13 protein-coding genes, 1 tRNA gene and 6 pseudogenes are annotated in these 18226 nt (G+C 63.4%); 7 read left to right on the top strand and 13 right to left on the bottom strand.

The genetic code is table 11. From position 1 onward, the window contains the following. Positions 1–201, top strand: a pseudogene (locus P0Y33_RS16850) (ISH3 family transposase); the annotation flags it as partial. Between the two features lie 636 nt (positions 202–837). Beyond that, positions 838–1808 (top strand): annotated as a pseudogene (locus P0Y33_RS16845) (IS630 family transposase); the annotation flags it as partial. A gap of 890 nt (positions 1809–2698) precedes the next feature. On the opposite strand, the pseudogene P0Y33_RS16840 reads toward P0Y33_RS16845, so the two are convergent. From P0Y33_RS16840 to P0Y33_RS16825, 4 genes and pseudogenes are all read right to left on the bottom strand, one after another. Next, positions 2699–4175: pseudogene (locus P0Y33_RS16840) on the bottom strand (IS66-like element ISNpe8 family transposase). A gap of 122 nt (positions 4176–4297) precedes the next feature. Then, positions 4298–5083 (bottom strand): hypothetical protein, encoded by a 786-nt coding sequence (locus P0Y33_RS16835; protein WP_279528534.1) that lies wholly within the window; start codon positions 5081–5083, stop codon positions 4298–4300. Positions 5084–5832: 749 nt separating this feature from the next. Further along, positions 5833–5907: transfer RNA gene (locus tag P0Y33_RS16830), tRNA-Val, on the bottom strand. A gap of 42 nt (positions 5908–5949) precedes the next feature. After that, positions 5950–6108, bottom strand: a complete 159-nt coding sequence (locus tag P0Y33_RS16825) for a DUF7553 family protein (RefSeq protein ID WP_279528533.1) — start codon at positions 6106–6108, stop codon at positions 5950–5952. Between the two features lie 512 nt (positions 6109–6620). Between P0Y33_RS16825 and P0Y33_RS16820 the strand changes: the two are divergent. Next, positions 6621–8105, top strand: a pseudogene (locus P0Y33_RS16820) (adenine deaminase C-terminal domain-containing protein); the annotation flags it as partial. Between the two features lie 255 nt (positions 8106–8360). On the opposite strand, the pseudogene P0Y33_RS16815 reads toward P0Y33_RS16820, so the two are convergent. Together P0Y33_RS16815 and P0Y33_RS16810 are read right to left on the bottom strand one after the other, a co-directional pair. Further along, positions 8361–8765: pseudogene (locus tag P0Y33_RS16815) on the bottom strand (ATP:cob(I)alamin adenosyltransferase); the annotation flags it as partial. A 61-nt stretch (positions 8766–8826) separates the two neighbouring features. Next, entirely contained in the window at positions 8827–9072 is a 246-nt protein-coding gene (locus tag P0Y33_RS16810) for a glutaredoxin family protein (protein ID WP_279528532.1), read from the bottom strand. 87 nt (positions 9073–9159) lie between these two features. On the opposite strand from P0Y33_RS16810, the gene P0Y33_RS16805 reads away from it, so the two are divergent. Both P0Y33_RS16805 and P0Y33_RS16800 read left to right on the top strand, forming a co-directional pair. Continuing rightward, a complete protein-coding gene (locus P0Y33_RS16805) occupies positions 9160–10059 on the top strand; it encodes an aldo/keto reductase (RefSeq protein ID WP_279528531.1) in 900 nt (299 codons plus the stop codon). A 118-nt stretch (positions 10060–10177) separates the two neighbouring features. Beyond that, on the top strand, positions 10178–10342 hold the full coding sequence (locus P0Y33_RS16800) for a DUF7838 family putative zinc beta-ribbon protein (protein ID WP_279528530.1): 165 nt from the start codon (positions 10178–10180) through the stop codon (positions 10340–10342). A gap of 312 nt (positions 10343–10654) precedes the next feature. Here the strand turns inward: P0Y33_RS16800 and P0Y33_RS16795 are convergent, their stop codons facing one another. The 4 genes and pseudogenes from P0Y33_RS16795 to gcvPA all read right to left on the bottom strand — a co-directional run bounded on the left by P0Y33_RS16795 (position 10655) and on the right by gcvPA (position 14736). Further along, positions 10655–11392, bottom strand: a complete 738-nt coding sequence (locus P0Y33_RS16795; protein WP_279528529.1) for a hypothetical protein — start codon at positions 11390–11392, stop codon at positions 10655–10657. A 67-nt stretch (positions 11393–11459) separates the two neighbouring features. Beyond that, positions 11460–11885 (bottom strand): CopG family ribbon-helix-helix protein, encoded by a 426-nt coding sequence (locus P0Y33_RS16790; protein WP_279528528.1) that lies wholly within the window; start codon positions 11883–11885, stop codon positions 11460–11462. 76 nt (positions 11886–11961) lie between these two features. Beyond that, positions 11962–13404 carry an aminomethyl-transferring glycine dehydrogenase subunit GcvPB gene (gene gcvPB / locus P0Y33_RS16785; RefSeq protein WP_279528527.1) on the bottom strand — a complete coding sequence of 481 codons (1443 nt, stop codon included), beginning with the start codon at positions 13402–13404 and terminating at the stop codon, positions 11962–11964. Beyond that, a pseudogene (gene gcvPA, locus P0Y33_RS16780) lies at positions 13404–14736 on the bottom strand (aminomethyl-transferring glycine dehydrogenase subunit GcvPA). The gene gcvPB and the pseudogene gcvPA overlap by 1 nt, the downstream one beginning before the upstream one ends. Before the next feature lie 307 nt (positions 14737–15043). Between gcvPA and P0Y33_RS16775 the strand changes: the two are divergent. After that, positions 15044–15214 carry a DUF7835 family putative zinc beta-ribbon protein gene (locus tag P0Y33_RS16775; protein WP_279528526.1) on the top strand — a complete coding sequence of 57 codons (171 nt, stop codon included), beginning with the start codon at positions 15044–15046 and terminating at the stop codon, positions 15212–15214. Positions 15215–15378: 164 nt separating this feature from the next. On the opposite strand, the gene P0Y33_RS16770 is transcribed toward P0Y33_RS16775, so the two are convergent. Then, entirely contained in the window at positions 15379–16311 is a 933-nt protein-coding gene (locus tag P0Y33_RS16770) for an outer membrane protein assembly factor BamB family protein (protein ID WP_279530133.1), read from the bottom strand. Here P0Y33_RS16770 and P0Y33_RS16765 point away from each other — a divergent pair. After that, the gene (locus P0Y33_RS16765; protein ID WP_279530138.1) at positions 16266–16706 is read left to right on the top strand and encodes a hypothetical protein; all 441 of its coding nucleotides are present in this window, start codon (positions 16266–16268) and stop codon (positions 16704–16706) included. The genes P0Y33_RS16770 and P0Y33_RS16765 overlap by 46 nt on opposite strands. A 35-nt stretch (positions 16707–16741) precedes the next feature. On the opposite strand, the gene gcvH is transcribed toward P0Y33_RS16765, so the two are convergent. Beyond that, positions 16742–17116, bottom strand: coding sequence for a glycine cleavage system protein GcvH (gene gcvH / locus P0Y33_RS16760; RefSeq protein WP_279528525.1), 375 nt, complete (start codon positions 17114–17116; stop codon positions 16742–16744). Between the two features lie 3 nt (positions 17117–17119). Further along, positions 17120–18226 (bottom strand): glycine cleavage system aminomethyltransferase GcvT, encoded by a 1107-nt coding sequence (gcvT, locus tag P0Y33_RS16755; RefSeq protein ID WP_279528524.1) that lies wholly within the window; start codon positions 18224–18226, stop codon positions 17120–17122.

Here is an 18226-nt window from a genome sequence, read left to right as displayed (position 1 = left end):
CTGCTGGAGAACCTGTGGCTCGTGCTGCGATGGGCGGTCGTCGCCCGCCCACGGCGGGCAGGCGACCTGCCCGAGCAGTTCACGTTCCAGACGTTCTGGCGACTGGATTCGCCACGAAGCGGGAAGCGGAGTTAGAGCGGCGGTGGGAGATCAGAATGAACGGTGTCGGCGTTCCCGACGTACAGCCCGGCCGCGGGCTGACAGCCAGCCCGCGGCCTCAGGCCAGCGAGTCGTCAACAGCAGCACTCGTCAAAAACCGCTTTGACAACCGTTCTTGTCACTGTCTCTGTTCAAATTCAGACCGATGCTTCGATTCACTCCTTCTGCTCCGAGATTGAACGGCTCACACCAACTCAACTCGACTTCCGAATCCTCGATTGGGAAGTACCGACTCTCATCCTTGCTAATAGTAACTTGGCTACTCGGCGCTACTATCGCCCAATTATAGATAGGTAAGAGTCAACAATTATAGCAACACTATCTGGGTGTTATTACAGGGTCTCAGACGAAGTCCAATAACTATAGTGATTTGCAATTTCACCGGACCGGTATAGCCGAATCTTATAGGTGTTGTTGATTTGGAGGATTGGACTGGAGACAAGGTCTCAGAATTTGCTAGTGGTTACGTCCTTCGAGGTAACGTCTACGTTTGTCCATCTTGGTTTTCTCGCTCCTCTTGTCATAGTGCTTCTAGAACTGGTATTGTCACATTCATCCGCTCGCTCACTACTTCAGTTGGAACTTCCTTATACTGTCAGCCAAAAATACTTCAAAGAAGAGTACGTTACTCCGATATGACCTCTCTCGACAACGTCTCACGAAGACCTCCGCCAGGTCTTGGCGAGTCGAGAAAAAGCCGTCACAACGGCTCATGGCGGCGATCAATTACCTTGAAGAAGACGGTGCGACGCTACAAGAGGTCGCTGAACGCTATGGATACACTGCTGGCTGGCTCTCGCGGTGGCTTGATCGACTCGAACGACTCGCCGACAAGCCGTTCGAAGGTCGTCTACGACGAACACCGTTCAGGAAGGCCCTCAAAACTCTCCGACAAAGAGCATGAACAGTTCGTTGAAGCGCTTCACAAGTCTCCAGAGGAAGTTGGACTTGACGCGCCTGCGTGGTCTGTTCCACTGGCTCGTCACTATCTCGCCGAGGAATTCGACGTTGAGTACTGTGAGCGTCACGTTCGACGATTGATGACCGAGGCCGGGCTGTCCTGGAAGACAGCCCGGCCGAGTTTCACAAATCCGATGAGAGAGCACAGGAAGCATGGCAAGACGGGTTCAAAAAAGCGCGACAACCTGGACGACGAATACACGATCTTAGCCATTGATCAGACGCGACAGGTTCTCTCGACACTGATTCACGCATGGTTTCCCAAGGTGAGCGCCCGTCACTCCCGGTGACGGGCGCGTGGACAACATCAAACTTCTCGGTGCAGTCAGCGATACTGATGAGACGTTCTTTCTCCCCTGCGAGGAAAACTTCAACAGCGACACGACGATTCGTCTTCTGGATGCACTCCAGACAGAGTTCGGCGAGAAAATCTGCAAGGTCAACGGTAGCTTCCACGAAGACCTCTTCACGGCGAACAGAGTCAAGAGTTCGTTGAAGATACTCCGATCGAACTGTGTTCTCGGCGCAGGGTTCAACGACGACGAACCCCGCGGAAAGAATGCTGGCGACCCGGCGCACCAACACTCGGTGACTTCGGTGGAGGTTCTACCGAAGAGTCAGCGACGAAAGTTCGTGATGCTGCTCAGCGTGCACTGGACGATATCAACGTACCAGATGTCTGGACGTGGTGGTATGTCCGTGAGTCGTTAGTACAGGCGGTGGTAGCGGTGGAGATGGTTCGGGGACCGAGGATGACTCAGATGACGCTGAGCCGTCAGACGATCATGATACGTATGATGCCGAACTTGGAGAGGAGCAGCCAACTACGAAGAGCCAGTGACCCAGTATCTGGAAGACAGTAATCAATCGGTTTTGGAAGAAACGAGACTGGGATGTCGAGGAAACTGTGATGTCGACGAGTTGAATCAGATTGGTCGGTTAACCTCGCTTGATTTTCGTTGAGTGTTTTCGGTACATGGATATCCGTGGAGGTCGGAGTATGGCCTCGAGCATCTCATGATTACGAGGTTCGTGCGCCCGACATCGTTGACGGTGAGTATCTGGAACGTTTCGAGAATGGCGGAAGACAACGGAAGGGCTTGTCCGAACCAGACGAGCAATCCACGAAGACACTTTTCGAGCATTCTACAGGGCGAATCCCACTCGAACGAGAGGATCCGTCGGTCTCCAACTGGGAACGCCGAGATATGCGTTCCCCGCCGCTCAACTTGCGATAGAGCAGTTGGATGACGCCCTCCCGAACATCCGGATTACGATCACCGAGGTTGATACAACACCACAGATGTGGGTTAGTGCGGGCGACCTTGAAATCCCCAAGAGTGGTCATATCGAGTTCGAGCCTACATACTTCGCTTTCGTCGGGAATAACGTCATGCCGGCTGGAGTCCCACAACCATTGACCGATTTCATTACCGAATATGATCTCGCCACTACTGTTGAAGTGATGAAGGCACTGGATACAGAACAGGCTCAACTAAAGAACTCAGAGAAAGTCCAGCAAGTCTGTCTTGGTGTGCTGGGAAGTAATATAGTCCCAACTTGGAATCAAAGTACGTGTTTACCCCGAGGTCTCAACAACCGGCACAGTCTGCTCTCGTGAGATCATTTCGTTGTCGTGGACAACCCGCGTAAGTTCCTCGTATGGGTTGCGTCCCTGCTGGCGCCACGTCGCCAGCAGGGACAAGATCGTCTCGTGAACGAACATGCCACGGTCGTTCCGGAGTGTTCCGATGATTTTCCGGAGAACAACAGGTTCACGAAGGGCGTTTTCTGCGGCATTGTTCGTCGGGAGACCGCTGGCTCACCGACGAAGGTGAGCCAGTGGTCGAGTCCACCTTCGATCTTCCCGAGGAGTGTTGCCACTGGTTCGTCGGTCACTGACCGCTCAACGAGCGATCTGAGGCCGTCCTGACACGCTCGATGCATCTGTGCTCTCGCACGAGGATCTGGGTCGGTCTCCAGCCACGACTGGAGACCGACGAACATCTGCTTGAGATACCGGTACACCGGTTCTGCCTCCTCGTGGTCACTAGCAACGTCTTCAGCCTCCCGGAGAAGATGTGCCCAGCACCGCTGAAGCGTACTGCTGAACGCTGGATACGCCGTCCACCCATCACAGATGACCGTTCCCGCGAAGTCCTCGCCAAGGACTTCCGCGGGAACATCACTCCCACGACTCTCTCTGACCGCGTACAGCGTATGCTCGTCCGTCCGAAACGTCCAGATCCACGCTTGGTCACCGTCACGCTTGATGCCGGTTTCGTCAACGTGGACGATTTCAGCCTCCTGAATCTCTCGACGGATCTGCTCGTACTCACAGCGACCGGCGCGCGCAGCGCGCTCGGTCGCGTGCCACGCGGATGCACCTGAGAGTTCGAGTCCGTGAAGTTGCTCGAAGCGGTCCGTGATTTTCCGGTAGGGAAGGCGGTGATCGTACCGTGACAGGGCAGATTGCGCGATGACGTTCACCCCGAACTGCCCCTCATCGGGGCAGTCGGGGTGAGTCGCAACCGTCTCAGTTCCACAGGAGTCGCATTGGTAGCGGTGTCGGTTGTACTGGGTGACTTCTGGTGGCTGTGGATCCGGGACTTCCTCGACGAGTCGGGGCTGACGCCCACCGACTCGTCGAAGTGGTCGCCACACTCGGGACAACAGTCAGAGGTGACCTCGATTTCTTCATCAGGATCGGGCGGAGAGCGCCACTCCGGGTTGTGACCGTCCTTTCGACCGGGAGTACCACCATCAGTTCGGACATCGTCGTCTTCGTCGTCCTGCGAGGTCGGGGACTCGTCGGTCCCCGACCGTCGCTTACTGGGTGGAGTGTGTGGATTCTCGTACTTCCGGAGACGTGTTTCGAGTTCTTCGATCCGCTCTTGCTGCTCTTCGATCCGCTCTTGCTGCTCTTCGATCCGTTCGTTCTGTTCCTCGATCCGCTTGTCCTTCTGGGCAATCTTCTCTTCCAGCTCGTCGATTCGCTCCTCCATCTGGAGAAACCGCGAGAGGAGTTCGTCCTTGGAGAGATCGTCCCAGCTCATCGATTCCACCTCGAAACGACGACAGCAGGGCCGACGGGATGGTCTCCGGGCAGCGGAGACCATCCCTGAGAATGTAGACTGACTCCCTGCTGACAGACCATGTATCTGTCACAGGCCACCACCTACGAGACAGTGACGAAATCAGACGGGGCTAAACACGTACGATATTTCCATTGAGCGGGAAGTGAGCTTCGACTGCCAGTACTGGATCTATGCGGACTGTACTCCAGCACCAGCATATTGTTCTCAATCAGTTGCTTACGCATATCTTCGAATTGGTCAATCATCAGATCGTAGTCGCTAAGGAACTCTTGGATTTCCTCCGTTTCGCCGTGTTTGGGGATACGCTTGGTCATCCCGTCCATCCAACTGAGGAATACATCGAAAGCCTCAGATTGTTTGAGTTTCGCTACGGTTTCGGTGTCAGGGTGTGAAACCGGGACCTTGAATTGCGTCGGATGTCGTTCAAGTTCGTCAAGGATATCGAGTGCATACCCCGGGATGCGGTAGGTGCTATAGCTGTAGGCGTTCGACCTGTAATAGTCTGCAAACGCAAGCCCGGTACCGAGAAGCCGGTCAGTATTCACATCGGAATTAGAGCGAATGGACCAAGTACGAGTTAACCCCCGTTGTTTGAGGGACGTGCCGTCATCGTTCCTCCGATTGCGTACGAAGTGGGGCAAAAGACTCACTCCCTCTTTGGTTACCTCGGGGGCCTCCGCGATTCTGTCGCGGACATAGGTACGGATGGCATCACCGGCGAGTGTTTCCACCTCCTCAATGATGAGGTCGCTGTACCGCTCGCCGTCCGGAGTTTTCTTATACATCTTAGGGAGATGGAGTTCGTCGATATCATTCTCTACATCATCGACCAACTTGTCGTGGTCCTCATCGAACAGTCGTTCCATCGTCTCATAGATGTGGTTCTTGCTGATTCGTTCGGCAAACATGTAGAGCGTGAAAAGCCGGGGAGGTCTCCGTCGTATTCCCGGACTAGTTTTTGAATCTGCCGTCGGTCCGACTCGGATACCCGTTCCCTGATTGATTGCCTGATGAACTCTGACCAGTTGACTTGCTCTTGTTCATCCATTTTCTCTTTCAGTTCGTCCTCAACGCGGACAGTTACTCGAGGCATGTGTTAACTACACACTGATGTCATATTTGTGTGAACAAAAATCTGGGGTGGAGTCTAGATCGCGCGTTTAGACACACACAGGTGTAGTTACCAGCCACTTCAGGCCGAATACCTCTGCAAGACACGCACGCTGTATTCAGCACGTCACTCTTGGCAAGTGCTGAGCTTTCAGTAGAGCCGCTAATCTTGATTAGCTATAGAACTTCCCGGCACATGTACATATAGCTATTAGCTATAGGGATATCCAATACCCATCCCATATCGGATATCCATAAACCAGTCCACTCACTTGCGCGCGGTCTGGCGTTCCCTTGGCTAAGCCGACGCGCTCTCCTTCAAATTTACCAGCTATCATAGCCCCAGATGTAGCTGACATTTATATAGTCAGAACCGTTCCTTCACGATAACCCCGTGATGGCGCGTACCCGCATCAGCTCCCTAATGACTTCAGAGATGCAGGATGCGGGTTCCTTTTAAGGAACCCGCCGCCTGCTGCGACTTCAGTCGCAGCAGGTCAGAAAGTGGGCCGGGGCGGATTCGAACCGCCGACCTGCTCCGTGTGAAGGAGCCGTCATAACCGGACTAGACCACCGGCCCGAGGCTACACTCACGTAGTCGAAGGGAGAACTTAAGGCTGTCTTATTGCCCTTCTTCCTTCGCGCGATAGTCGCCGAGCCGCTCGCGTGCCTTCTGTAGCGCCTCCTTCGTCTCGCCCTCGACTTTCTCTTCGAGTTCCTCGATCTCCTCCTGGAGTTTCTCGAGTCGGCTCGGCTCCGGTTCTTCCTCCTTGCCGGTCACCTCACGAACGCGCTCTTCGAGCTTTCTCTGCTTCCTTCTCGGCACCCTTCCGGACGGACTCGACGGCGCGCTTCAGGTGGTGACGGGCGTCTTCGAAGTGCGGATCCATACGTCGAAGTAGGCTGGCAGTAGCGAAAACCCTTGTGGGGCGACCAGTGTTTAGGTTAGCCTAAACCGGAAGGCTTTGGAGTTGTTAGGCACACCTAAAACCACGCCGACGTTGGCATCAGTCGGCGCCCGAGCGGCCGGCTGTCGTCCCACCACTGCTCCGCCGCTCCACTCGGACGGGTCTCGTGCCCGTCACCGTCTGTCCCACCTGGCGTCCACCCGGACGCTCCGACGGTTGGCCACCGACGGCCCACAAACTGTTTTGACCTGCCGCTTCACTCCCCACCCATGAGTACGCCCTCTCGCTGGCGGGTGGTTCCGTGACCGACCGCCGAGCCGTCGCGCTCGGGAAAGAGCCGGCCGACCTCGTCGTCCGCGGCGGGCGGGTCTTCCGCCCGGAGACGATGGCGTTCGACGACGTCGCCGTCGCCGTGGTCGACGACCGCGTCGCCGCGCTCCCCGAGGACCCCGACCCGATGATTGGCCCCGAGACCGACGTCGTCGAGGCGACCGGTCGCGCCGTCGTCCCCGGTTTTATCGACGCGCACACCCACCTCGACCTCCACCAGACCTTCGAGTCGGCCTACCACTACGCCATCCGCGGCGGGACCACCACCGTCGTCACGGAGGCGGCGAGTTTCGGTTCGGCGTTCGGCGCCGACGGCGTCCGCCACCTCCTCGACGCCACCGACGACCTCCCCGTAACCGTCCGCGCGACGGTCCCGCCCGGTCCGCTCGTCGACACCTTCACCGACGCCACCGCCTCGGTCGACGACCTCGCAGCGCTCCTCGACGACGACCGCGTCGTCGGCGTCGGCGAGATCGGGTGGATCCACGCCGTCGGCGAAGGAGGGGACACGATAGCCGACGTCGAAGAGTTACACGCGCGCGCTCGCGAGCGAGACCTCCCCATCGCGGGCCACGGCGCTGGCTGTCGCGAGGCCTCCCTCCAGGCGTTCGCCTCGGTCGTCGACAACGACCACGAGGCTATCTCCGCCGAGGGGATCCGCGAACGCGTCGAGAACGGTGTCCACGCCATCGGCCGCTACGGCTCCGTCCGCGACGACGTCGAGGCCCTCGCCGAGGCGGCCACGGACGGACTCTCTCCCGCGGAACTCTCGCTGTCGACCGACGGGATGTGGCCCCGAAAACTCGTCGACGAAGGGCACGTGGACGTCGTCGTCGAACGCGTGGTCGAGGAAGGGGTCTCGCTCCCCGAGGCGCTCCGGATGGCGACGCTCACACCCGCACGCCACTACGGCCTCGACGACCGCGGGTCGCTCGCGCCGGGCAACGTCGCCGACATCGTCGTCCTCGAAGACCTCCGGACCGACGACGGCGACTTCGAGACGGTCGACGTCTCGACGGTCGTCACCGACGGCGAAGTCGTCCTCGACACCCACGACCTCACGGTGAGTCCGCGCGTCCACGAGTACCCGGACGAGGTCTACGGGACCGTCAGCCCTCTCGCGGCGGGCACGCTCTCCGTCCCCGCCGACGCCGCCGACGAGGATGGGTCGGTCCGCGCACTCGACCACCAGCAGGGACTCATCACGACCGAGACGCGCGTCGCGCCCCCGGCCGAGGACGGCGAACTCCACGCCGACCCCGACGCCGACCTCGCGAAGGTCGCGCTCGTCGACCGCCACCCGGACGCCGACCGTGGCTCGTTCGTCGGCTTCCTCACCGGTCTCGGACTCGACGAGGGCGCCGTCGCCACCACGACGACGTGGGAGGCCGCCGGAACGCTCGTCGCGGGGACGAACGACGCCGACATGCAGACGGCCGTCGCACACCTCGCGGAACTCGGCGGTGGGTGGGCGGTCGTCGCGGACGGCGACGTCGTCGCTGACGCACCCGCCCCCGTCGGTGGCTTCTGCTCGGCGCTCGACGTCCAGGACACCGCGAAGGCCATGGACGCCGTCGACGAGGCACTCGCGACTCGGGGCGGACCCCGAGCGACCGATGCTCGCGCTCCAGACCCTCACGTTCACGGGTGTCCCCGGTCTCAAACTCACGTTCGGCGGCTACGCCGACGTGACGGAGCGAGCGGTCGTCGGACTCGCGTCTCAGTAGGTCGGGTTCTCCTCGGGGACGCCCTCGCGCTCGTTGACGAGACGGGCGAGTTGGAACAGCGCGTCGGAGAGTCGGTTGAGATAGGTGACTGCCGTGTCGTTGATGTCTTCCTCGCCCTGGAGGGCGACCGCCCGACGCTCGGCGCGTCGACACACCGCGCGGGCGTGGTGGAGTTTCGCACCGGGTTCGCTCCCCCGGGGAGGACGAACGACTGGAGCGGTTCGAGTTCCTCGGCGACGGTGTCGATGATCCTCGATCTCGTCGACGTGGGCCTCGCGAATCACGGGGTCGTCCTCGTCGGGGTCGGGGTTGGCGAAGTCCGCCTGGACGATGTGGAGGTGGTTCTGGACGCGTTCGAGGTAGTCGTCCAGGTCGTCGTACCCAGTGGGTCGGACGACGCCGACGAGTGTGTTAACCTCGTCGACGGTGCCGTAGGCCTCGATGCGCGGATTCGCCTTCGAGACGCGAGACATGTCCCGGAGGTCGGTCTCGCCCGTGTCGCCGCGGCCGGTGTATATCTTCATCGCTCGACCCTCACGCCAGCGTCTTCTCGACGTACTCCAGGATGTTGTCGCTCTCGGGCATGACGACGCCGCGTTCCTCGTCGACGATGACGGGGACGCCGCGCTGTCCGCTGACACGTTTCACCTCGTCGCGCTTCGAGTGGAGTCCCTCGGTCCAGCGCGTGTCGTAGTCGATTCCCTCCGCTTCGAGGGCGTCGTGGACTTTCTCACAGTACGGACAGCCGTCGAGTGCGTAGAGAACGATGTCGTCTGCCATACGTGTGGCTTGGGCGGAGACCCACTAAGTCGTTTGCCTGGCGAACGGCCCACACATTCACGTCGTGCGCCCGTCCCACGTGCACGTATGGAGACACGCACACTCGGCCAGACCGGCCACGAGAGTAGCATCCTCACGTTCGGCGCCTACCTCCTCGACTACCTCGAACAGTCGGACGCGAACCAGACCGTCGAACTCGCCCTCGACCACGGCGTCAACCACTTCGACGTCGCGCCGGACTACGGCGACGCCGAACTCAAACTCGGCCCGAAACTCCGCGAACACCGCGAGGAGATATTTCTCGGCTGTAAGACCGTCGAGCGCACCTACGAGGGCGCCAAACACAAACTCGAACGTTCGTTGGACCGCCTCGGCGTCGACACCATCGACCTCTACCAGTTCCACGGCCTGGAGAGCGAGGCCGAACTCGACACCATCACCGGCGAGACCGACGACCCCGGCGCGCTGAAGGCCTTCCGCGAGGCCCAAGAGGAGGGGAAGATCGACCACATCGGCCTCACCTGCCACGCCCACCCGCACCTCGTTCTCGACACCATCGACCGCATCCCCGACCTCGAGAGCGTGATGTTCCCGCTCAACTTCACCGTCCTCGGGAAGGCCGAGGAGGACGCCCGCTACGACTACGGGAAGGTACTCGAACGCGCCGCCGAAGAAGACCTCGGCACCATCGGTCTCAAGGCGTTCGCGAAAGGGTCCTGGCCCGCGGACCTCCCCTACGACCAGCGCCACTACGGGACGTGGTACGAGCCTTACGACACCCAGGAGGCGATGAACGACTGTGCGAACTACGCGCTCTCCCAGGAGGTGACGACCATCACGAACCCCGGCGACCCGAAACTGTTCAAGATGGCACTCGACGCCGCCGAGAACTACACCGAACTTGACGCCGAGGAACAGGCCGACCTCGAAGCGCGGGGCCGCGAGAACGACAGCCCGGTCCCCGCACAGCTCGGGATGACCGACTGATTCCGTATCGCAGCGACCAGTTTATCGATGTCCGCGCGACGAACGTTTCCGACGCCCTGGTTCCGAATCGGTCGTCCGGACCGGTACGTTCAACAGCGTGCCCGTTCGACACACGACTATGCGCGAACTCGACCACGGCTGTCCGAACTGCGAGGAGGAGCAGACCTTCTACCGCGCGGCGGCCACGCACCTCCACCTCGGTCTGAAGACGAAGTGGTACTGCCCGGAGTGCGGTTACGGCTTCGTCCGAATCGACGGCGACATCGACAGCAGCGCGGCCTGAAGACGGACTTTCCTCCACGGCACTCGAACTTCGTCGGTCCGACTCCCGACCCGCCCGGAGTCGAAGGGACCCCCGTTTCTCACCCCGCGCGCACGACGCCCACCACAGCGACGGTGCTAGTCGTCGATTGATGGGGACGACCTCCACGAGCGCCTCAGGAACGACCGTCTCACCCGCGGCCGCTCGCGGCGGAGACCGTCCGTGACGGCGATCCGTCGACAGTTGTAAACACTATCTCGCGATAGAGAATCCCGAAAGTGCGGACACCTGCCGGTACGGAACGTCGAGCGAAAGACAGAGCGCGACCGTGTGCTACCCGAAGTGGTAGTCGACGTGCTCGACGATGGCCGTGCGAGCGTCCTCGGCGAACTCCTCGGTACCGCGGACGAGGTCCTCGGGGTCGACCGGGCAGGACGGCGGGACGGCGACGGGGTTGCGCGCCCACGTCGCGAGCTGTTCGTCGTACCAGTAGGTCATCGGCGTCACCTCCGCCCGGTGGCGTTCGGTGTCGTAGTAGCGCTCGACGCCGAGGTCGTGTTCGGACCCCTCCACGCCGGCCATCAGTGCGTGCCCCGCCTCGTGGACGGCGGTCACGCCGACGGCGTCCGAACCGTCGTACGGGACGGGGGCGAGCGCGACGAACGCCGAGACGTAGGTGTTCGCGACGGCGAGCCCGTGGCTGTAGCCGTGCTCACCCTCGATACCGACGACGCGGTCCGAGTAGCCCGCCCCGAGCGGCCGTTGGAAGTTCTTCGCACCGGGGACGTCGGTGAGGTACTCGAGGGGACTCGCGTCGACGAGGTGGACGAACACCGTGTCGTCACACGCGCCGGGTTCGAAGCGCTCGCGGAGCCACTGGTCGACGGTGTCGGCGAGTCGTTGTCGGTCGAGGACGTTGAGCGACGGTCCCTCGTAGCGCAGCGACTCGCCCACCCCGAGGTAGCCGTCGGGGAGGGAGGACGTCGCAGTTTCGAGCGCGCGTTTCGCCTGTCGTCTGTCGGCCTCCGAGACGCCGTCGTCGTGGAGGAGCCGAACGGTCACCTTCGCCATGTGCGGGCACCTACCGGAAGTACGCCCTCTCGGCCCTTAATATTGGTCGCCGAGTATGTGGAATTATCTACGCGTCGAGCGTCGGTCCGAACTCGTCGACGGGGATGACCGAGTAGTCGACGGTGAGCGTGTCGCGCGTCGCGCGGACGCGACCGACGAACTCCGAGATCTCCGTGAGCGACCCTTCGAGAATGAACAACTCCATGCAGTAGTGGTCGCCGACGTGGTTGTGGACGTTCGAAGTGACGAGGCCTTCGTACTCGTGGCGCAGGCCCATCATTCGCTCCTCGACGGCGGTGCTCTCGTAGTCGAAGAGGATGGTCAGGACCCCGATGAGCGGGCGGTCCTCCAGTTTCTGGTCTTCGAACTCGCCGAGGAGGTTGCGCGCGGCCTCCCGGACGACCTCGCTGCGGCCGGTGTAGCCGTGGCCCTCCGCGAACTCGTCGATGCGCTGGAGGAGTTCGTCGGGCATCGAGACGCTGACGACGGTCATGTTGTTAACTCAGCCGCTATCGAGTAATAAGGATTGCCTAAAGTGCGGGGGTGGCGGCGGTGGCTGCCGCGAGGGGCTACTCGTCGGTGTCGTCCACGTCGTCGAGGGCGTGCCACGAGAGACGCGGGTTCCGGGCGGCGCTCGTCTGGTCGATGTGGCGGGCGGTCGTCCGCGTGGGCGCCTCCGCCAGTTCCTCGTCGGAGTAGTCGGCGACCGCGCGGAAGGCGTCGGCGAGGTCGTCGAGGCTCCGCTTGCTCTCGATCTCCGTGGGTTCGGTCATCAGTGCCTCGGAGACGATTTCGGGCCACTTGGTCGTCGGCGGGTGGACGCCGTAGTCGAGCATCGCCTTCGCGACCTCGGCGGCGTCCTGGTCGCCGGCGCTGGCGACGAACTCGTGGTGGAACGGGCCGAACGGCACCTCGTAGGGCACCCGCTCGGCGAGGTAGTTCGCGTTGAGGACCGCTTTCGCGGCGGCGTCCGCGAGTCCCTCGTCGCCGAGGCGGGCGATGTAGGCGTAGGCCTTCACGAGGACCAGCCAGTTGCCGACGAAGCCGTGGAGTTTCCCGACCGTGTTCTCGGGTTCGAAGAACTCGTAGCCCGACTCCGTCTCCCTGACCTGCGGGGTCGGGAGGAACTCCGCGAGGCGCTCGGCGACGCCGACGGGTCCGGCACCGGGACCGCCGCCACCGTGGGGCGTCGCGAACGTCTTGTGGACGTTGAAGTGCATGATGTCGAAGCCCATGTCGCCCGGCCGAGCGCGCCCGAGGAGGGCGTTGAGGTTCGCGCCGTCGTAGTAGAGCAGGCCTCCAGCGTCGTGGACCGTCTCGGCGATGGTCTCGATGTCGCGCTCGAAGAGGCCGAGCGTGTTGGGGTTCGTGAGCATCAGCGCCGCGGTCTGGTCGCCGACCGCGGCCTCGAGCGCGTCGAGGTCGACGCGGCCGTCGTCGTCACTCGGGAGTTCGACGACGTCGTAGCCGCCCATCGCGGCCGTGGCGAAGTTGGTCCCGTGGGCGGAGTCGGGGACGACGACCTCGGTGCGCTGGTCGCCCTCACCGTTGGCCTCGTGGTAGGCGCTCGCGAGGCGGATGCCCGCGAACTCGCCGGCGGCGCCCGCGGGTGGCTGGAGCGTGACGGCGTCCATCCCGCCGATCTTCTTCAACTGCTCCTGGAGACCGTACAGCAACCCGAGGGTGCCCTGCACGCTCTCTTCGGTGCGGTCCGGGTGGACCTGCGCGCCGGGGAGGGCGGCGACGTCCTCGGTGAACTTCGGGTTGTACTTCATCGTACACGACCCGAGCGGGTAGGGACCGGTATCGACGCCGTAGGTCTCCTGGGAGAGACGGACGTAGTGGCGCGCGAGTTCGGGTTCGGAGAGTGACGGGAGCGAGAGTTCGTCGCGCGTCAGGTCGTCGGGGAGTGGGGAGTCGTCGTCGACCTCGACGGTCGTCTCGTCCTTCTCCGCGAGCAGCGGTTCGTACTCGTCGTCCTGGTGGTAGCGGGCCTGGTCGTAGTGTCGCATCAGGCCACCTCCTCGAAGGCCGCGACCAGTCGGTCGGCGGCGTGTTCGTTCGCGTCGGTGATACAGACCTGTACCTCGTGGTCGTCGACGGCGTGGACCGCGAATCCCTCCGCTTGGAGGTCGTCGACGATAGCCTTCGCGGGCTGGTCGGTGTGGGCGACGAACTCGCGGAAGTGGTGGCGGTCGTGGACCGGCGCTCTGACCCCTTGATGGTGTCGAGGTCGGCCGCGAGGTCGCGGGGCAGTTCGACACAGCGCTCGGCGAGGTCGACGAGGCCGTCGGCGCCGAGCCACGCGGCGTGGATGGCCGTCCGGAGGGCGACCCACGCCTGGTTCGTACAGATGTTGGACGTCGCGCGCTCGCGGCGGATGTGCTGTTCGCGCGTCTGGAGGGTGAGCGTGTACGCGCGGCGGTCGGCGGCGTCCTCGCTCGCGCCGACGAGTCGGCCGGGGACCTGTCGGAGGTACTCCTCGCGGCAGGCGAAGAGTCCGAGTCCCATCCCGTAACTCGCGGGCAGTCCGAGGACCGAGGCGTCGCCGACGACGACGTCCGCGCCGACGTCCGCCGGTCGCTGGAGCAGGGAGAGTGCGACAGGGTCGGAGCCGAGACAGAACAGCGCGTCGTTCGCGTCGGCAATTTCCCCACCTCGGCGAGGTGCTCCTCGATAGTGCCGCGCGTGGTCGGGTTCTCGACGTACACCAGCGCCGTGTCCCCGTCGACGGTCTCGCGGAGGGCCGCGACGTCGACGTTGCCGTCGTCGGTGGCGTACTCGACGACGTCGAGGTCGGAGCCATCGACGTAGTTCTCGAGGACGCTCTTGCGCTCGGCGCGGAGCGCCTCGGGGACGAGGACGCGGTCACCGGAGGTACTCCGGACGCGTTCGGCGAGGAGCGCGGCCTCGCCGAGTGCCGTGGCGGCGTCGTACATCGAGCAGTTGGCCACGTCGAGGCCCGTGAGTTCGACGAGCATCGACTGGTACTCGAAGAGCACCTGGAGGAACCCCTGGGTGACTTCGGGTTGGTACTGCGTGTAGGAGGTGATGAACTCCGAGCGCTGGGAGATATTGTCCACGAGCGAGGGGACGTAGTGCTCGTAGTGGCCGCGGCCGAGGAACTCGGTCAGGTCGTCGTTGGCACCGAGGAGGCGCTCGACGTCGCGACGAGTCTCCTGTTCCGTGCGCGCGGGGATGCCGTAGTCGCCGTCGAACCGGACCGACTCGGGGATGTCGAACAACTCCTCGACCGAGTCGGCGCCGACGGCGTCGAGCATCGCCTGCGTCTCGTTGGGGTCGTGTGGCGCGTAGGGACTCCCGTCCCGGCGTCCGCCGCTCATGCGGTATCACCTGAGAGAGACGTCCGTGCGGGTCGCATGTGCACCTCTTGTGAATGCGAGAATATGATACTCCCGGTTCCGGAACGGGCAGTCGATACACACGTCCGTGTATTGGTCGGCGGCGTATCGGGGGGTGAACCCGCAGGGGCGTACAGTCCGGCCGCGCTCGCGTCGCCGGCCGCGGCCGGACCCACCGGCGCACCCAACACGGCGGAGCCTGGTTGCTTAGGTCCACCACTAATGTGGGATGGCTGTCTACACAGTAGTAGGCGGTTCCGATGGCGAGTAAAACCCCCACTCCGACGGAATGACCGAGCCGTGCGAGAACTGCGGTCAGGAGACGGCTCACTCCGTCTCTATCGAACTTCGGACCGAGAGTTCGAAGTCCGAGAACGCCGAGTTCTCGCGCGAACCGTACCGCGTCGCCGAGTGTCGCGCCTGCGGCACGGAGTCGGCGACCCGGATGAACAACGCGTGAGACGACTGCCGTCAGTCATCTTTTAGCGACCGTCGCCGACTCCAGTTCCACACCCACCCGAGCAGCGGTGCCGTCGAGGAGACCGGACAGTCGGCCGCTGCCGCAGGTGTGAGTGTGGCGAGACTTCGCCCGTCGAGTACTACAGGATACCGCGAAGCACAGCGTCAGCCGAAGACTTGCAGTCCGCGGTCCGTGGAGATGGCGACGTATCCGTCGCCGACCACGGGCGCGGACACCCACTCGTCGGCCGTCGGGACCGTCGCGGTACGCTCGCCGGTGGCGAGGTCGTATCGCTCCAGCGTTCCCGGCGCATCGACGGACGTGTGTGACGGAGTGCGGCAGACGAAAGCCGCGTCGCCGGCCGACGTCGGGAGCGTGAACTCCGTCCGTTCGTCCGTCGTGACCTGCCACCGGACTCGCCCCGTGGCCGCGTCCCGAGCGACGAGGGCGTCGGGTTCCCTGTCGAGGTCGGTCCCTTCACGGACGAGGACGGTCGAGTTCGTGACTGCGCCGACGAACGCGTCGGCGTCCAACTCCCGTCGCCACTCGACAGCGCCGGTTCGGCGGTCGAGAGCGACGACGGTCCCCCGATTCTCGCCGGTGTTCGCACCGAGGAAGACGCGGTCGGTACGGACGGTCGGGAACGGTTCGGGCGCGCCGGGGAGTACCGTCCGCCACTCGGGTCGACCACTCGCGGCGTCGAGTGCCAACACAGCGTGTTCGTCGCCGACAGAGATGGGGTAGAACACCAGTCGCGGGCTGACACCCGGCGCACGGACCCGGACGGGAGAACCGGTGTCGAGGTCGGTCCGCCAGCAGACGTGGTCGAGCGACGGGCCGAATGCCGTCGCAGCGGCCGTCTCCGTGTCGTCGGCGTACTCACTCTCGACGTACTGGAGACGCCCCGCTGCGAGCGTCGGCGGCGTCTCGACGGTGCCCGACCGGCGAGCGCGCGTCTCGCCCGTCGCAGTATCGAGGAGACCACCGCCGGACGGTCGTCGCCCTTCGGGTACGTTCGGAGAAAGAGGCGACCGTCGGCGACGACCGGCGGGTGGAGGTCGGTGTCGGCGGGGTTCAACGGGAGTTCTCGCCGCCAGCGGCGGTGTCCCCCATCCACGTCGAACGCGGTGACGACGACCGGTCCGATTTCCTCCTCGCCGGCGCGCTCGTACGTGAAGAAGACTGTTCCATCGGCGACGGTCGGCCGTGGCGGAATCCCGAGAGTCTGATCGAGTCGTTCGTCCTCGTCCGTCCAGCGCGACTCGATCCGGTCGGGCGGGGCGGCACGGGCGGGAACGTGCCCGGTGTTCGCGGGGTCGGCCCGCGGGAACGGCCACGATGCGGGGTCGAGCAGTGCCGGGTCGGGCGTACACTCCGACCCGAAGACACCGCTACACCCGGCGAGCACGGCGCCGAGGGCGACACCCCCGTGGCCGAGGAGGGTGCGGCGCGTCGGAACCATCGAAGAGAGGTCGAGTCGCTGTCAGGATAGGTCTTGTGGGGCAGCGGGCCGGATTCGGGAGTGTTCTACTGGATCTGGTCGCGGTACTCCTCGGGCGTGAGGAGGTCGTCGAGGTCGTCCTCGTCGAAGTCGACTTCGAGCATCCAGCCACCCTCGAAGGGTTCCTCGTTGACGAGTTCGGGCTGGTCGTGGAGCGTGTCGTTGACCGCCGTGACCTCGCCGCTGACGGGCGCGTAGAGGTCCGAGACCGCCTTGATGGACTCGACGACGCCGAACGTCTCGCCCTGTTCGATCTCGTCGCCCTCGTCGGGCGTCTCGACGAAGACGACGTCGCCGAGTTCGTCCTGCGCGAAGTCGGTGATGCCGATCTTGCCGTCTTCGGGGCGAATCCACTCGTGCGATTCGAGGTAGTACAGGTCGTCGGGCACTTCGAAGCTCATGGGTTATCTCTCTAGGAACGGGGGTGTAACGATTTCGGACTTCTTCGCGTCGCCGCGGACGACGACGTTCACGATATCGCCGGACTCGAACTCGGTGTCGACGTAGCCGAGGCCGATGGGTTCGTTCAACGTGGGACTCATCGTCCCGCTGGTCACCTCGCCGACGACCTGCCCCTCGGGGGCGGTGACGTCGTAGCCGTGGCGGGGGATGCCGCGGTCGACGAGGCGGATGCCGACGAAGCGCTCGGTGACGCCCTCTTCCTTCTGCTGTTCGAGGGCGTCGCGGCCGACGAACTCGGTGTCGAGTTTCACGGTGAACCCGACGTTGGCCTCGAAGGGCGTCCGGGGGTTCTCCTCGGGGTCGAAGTCCTGTCCGGAGAGGAGGAAACCCATCTCGATGCGGAGCGTGTCGCGCGCGCCGAGTCCGCAGGGTTCGACGTCGCGTTCGTCGACGAACGCCCGCCAGACCTGCTCGGACTCGTCGGCCGGGAAGACGAGTTCGAAGCCGTCCTCGCCGGTGTAGCCGGTGCGCGCGACCCAGCAGTCGACGCCCGCCACCTCGGCTTCGGTCGCCGTGAACTTCGAGAGGTCGAGCAGGTCGGCGTCGTCGGCGGCCGCGTCGACGACCTTGCCGGGCGCCTCGGGACCCTGGACGGCGACCATGCCGTACTCCGTGGTGACGTTGCGGACCTCGGCGTCGAGTTCCCACTCGTCGCGGTGGGACACCCAGCGCTCGGTCATCTGCTCGTCGTGGCCGGCGTTGGGGACGAAGAGGAAGTCGGCGTCGTGGTCCGCGGGCATCCGGTAGACCACGGTGTCGTCGAGTACGACTCCCTCCTCGTCGGTAATCGTCGAGTACTGGGCGTCGCCGACGTCGAGGAGCGTCACGTCGTTGGTCGTGAGTCGTTGCATCAGCGCCTCGGCGTCGGGACCCGACACCTCGATCTCTCCCATGTGGGAGACGTCGAAGATACCGGCGTCCTCCCGGACGCTCTCGTGCTCGGAGCGGATCGACTCGAACTCGACGGGCATCTCCCACCCACCGAACTCCGTGAACCGCGCCCCGTGCTCGGCGTGTACGTCGCGTAGCGGTGGCGTCCGCAAGGCCAT

This window comes from Halospeciosus flavus (assembly GCF_029814175.1).
In the GTDB taxonomy this organism is placed as follows: Archaea; Halobacteriota; Halobacteria; order Halobacteriales; family Halobacteriaceae; genus Halospeciosus; species Halospeciosus flavus.
This window is presented reverse-complemented; position numbering and strand designations above follow the sequence as displayed.

Excerpts from the sequence above, each read along its gene's own strand:
- P0Y33_RS16835 (WP_279528534.1), bottom strand. The coding sequence starts at position 5,083 with ATGGAACGACTGTTCGATGAGGACCACGACAAGTTGGTCGATGATGTA.
- P0Y33_RS16810 (WP_279528532.1), bottom strand. The coding sequence starts at position 9,072 with ATGGCAGACGACATCGTTCTCTACGCACTCGACGGCTGTCCGTACTGT.
- P0Y33_RS16805 (WP_279528531.1), top strand. The coding sequence starts at position 9,160 with ATGGAGACACGCACACTCGGCCAGACCGGCCACGAGAGTAGCATCCTC.
- P0Y33_RS16800 (WP_279528530.1), top strand. The coding sequence starts at position 10,178 with ATGCGCGAACTCGACCACGGCTGTCCGAACTGCGAGGAGGAGCAGACC.
- P0Y33_RS16795 (WP_279528529.1), bottom strand. The coding sequence starts at position 11,392 with ATGGCGAAGGTGACCGTTCGGCTCCTCCACGACGACGGCGTCTCGGAG.
- P0Y33_RS16790 (WP_279528528.1), bottom strand. The coding sequence starts at position 11,885 with ATGACCGTCGTCAGCGTCTCGATGCCCGACGAACTCCTCCAGCGCATC.
- gcvPB (WP_279528527.1), bottom strand. The coding sequence starts at position 13,404 with ATGCGACACTACGACCAGGCCCGCTACCACCAGGACGACGAGTACGAA.
- P0Y33_RS16775 (WP_279528526.1), top strand. The coding sequence starts at position 15,044 with ATGACCGAGCCGTGCGAGAACTGCGGTCAGGAGACGGCTCACTCCGTC.
- gcvH (WP_279528525.1), bottom strand. The coding sequence starts at position 17,116 with ATGAGCTTCGAAGTGCCCGACGACCTGTACTACCTCGAATCGCACGAG.
- gcvT (WP_279528524.1), bottom strand. The coding sequence starts at position 18,226 with ATGGCCTTGCGGACGCCACCGCTACGCGACGTACACGCCGAGCACGGG.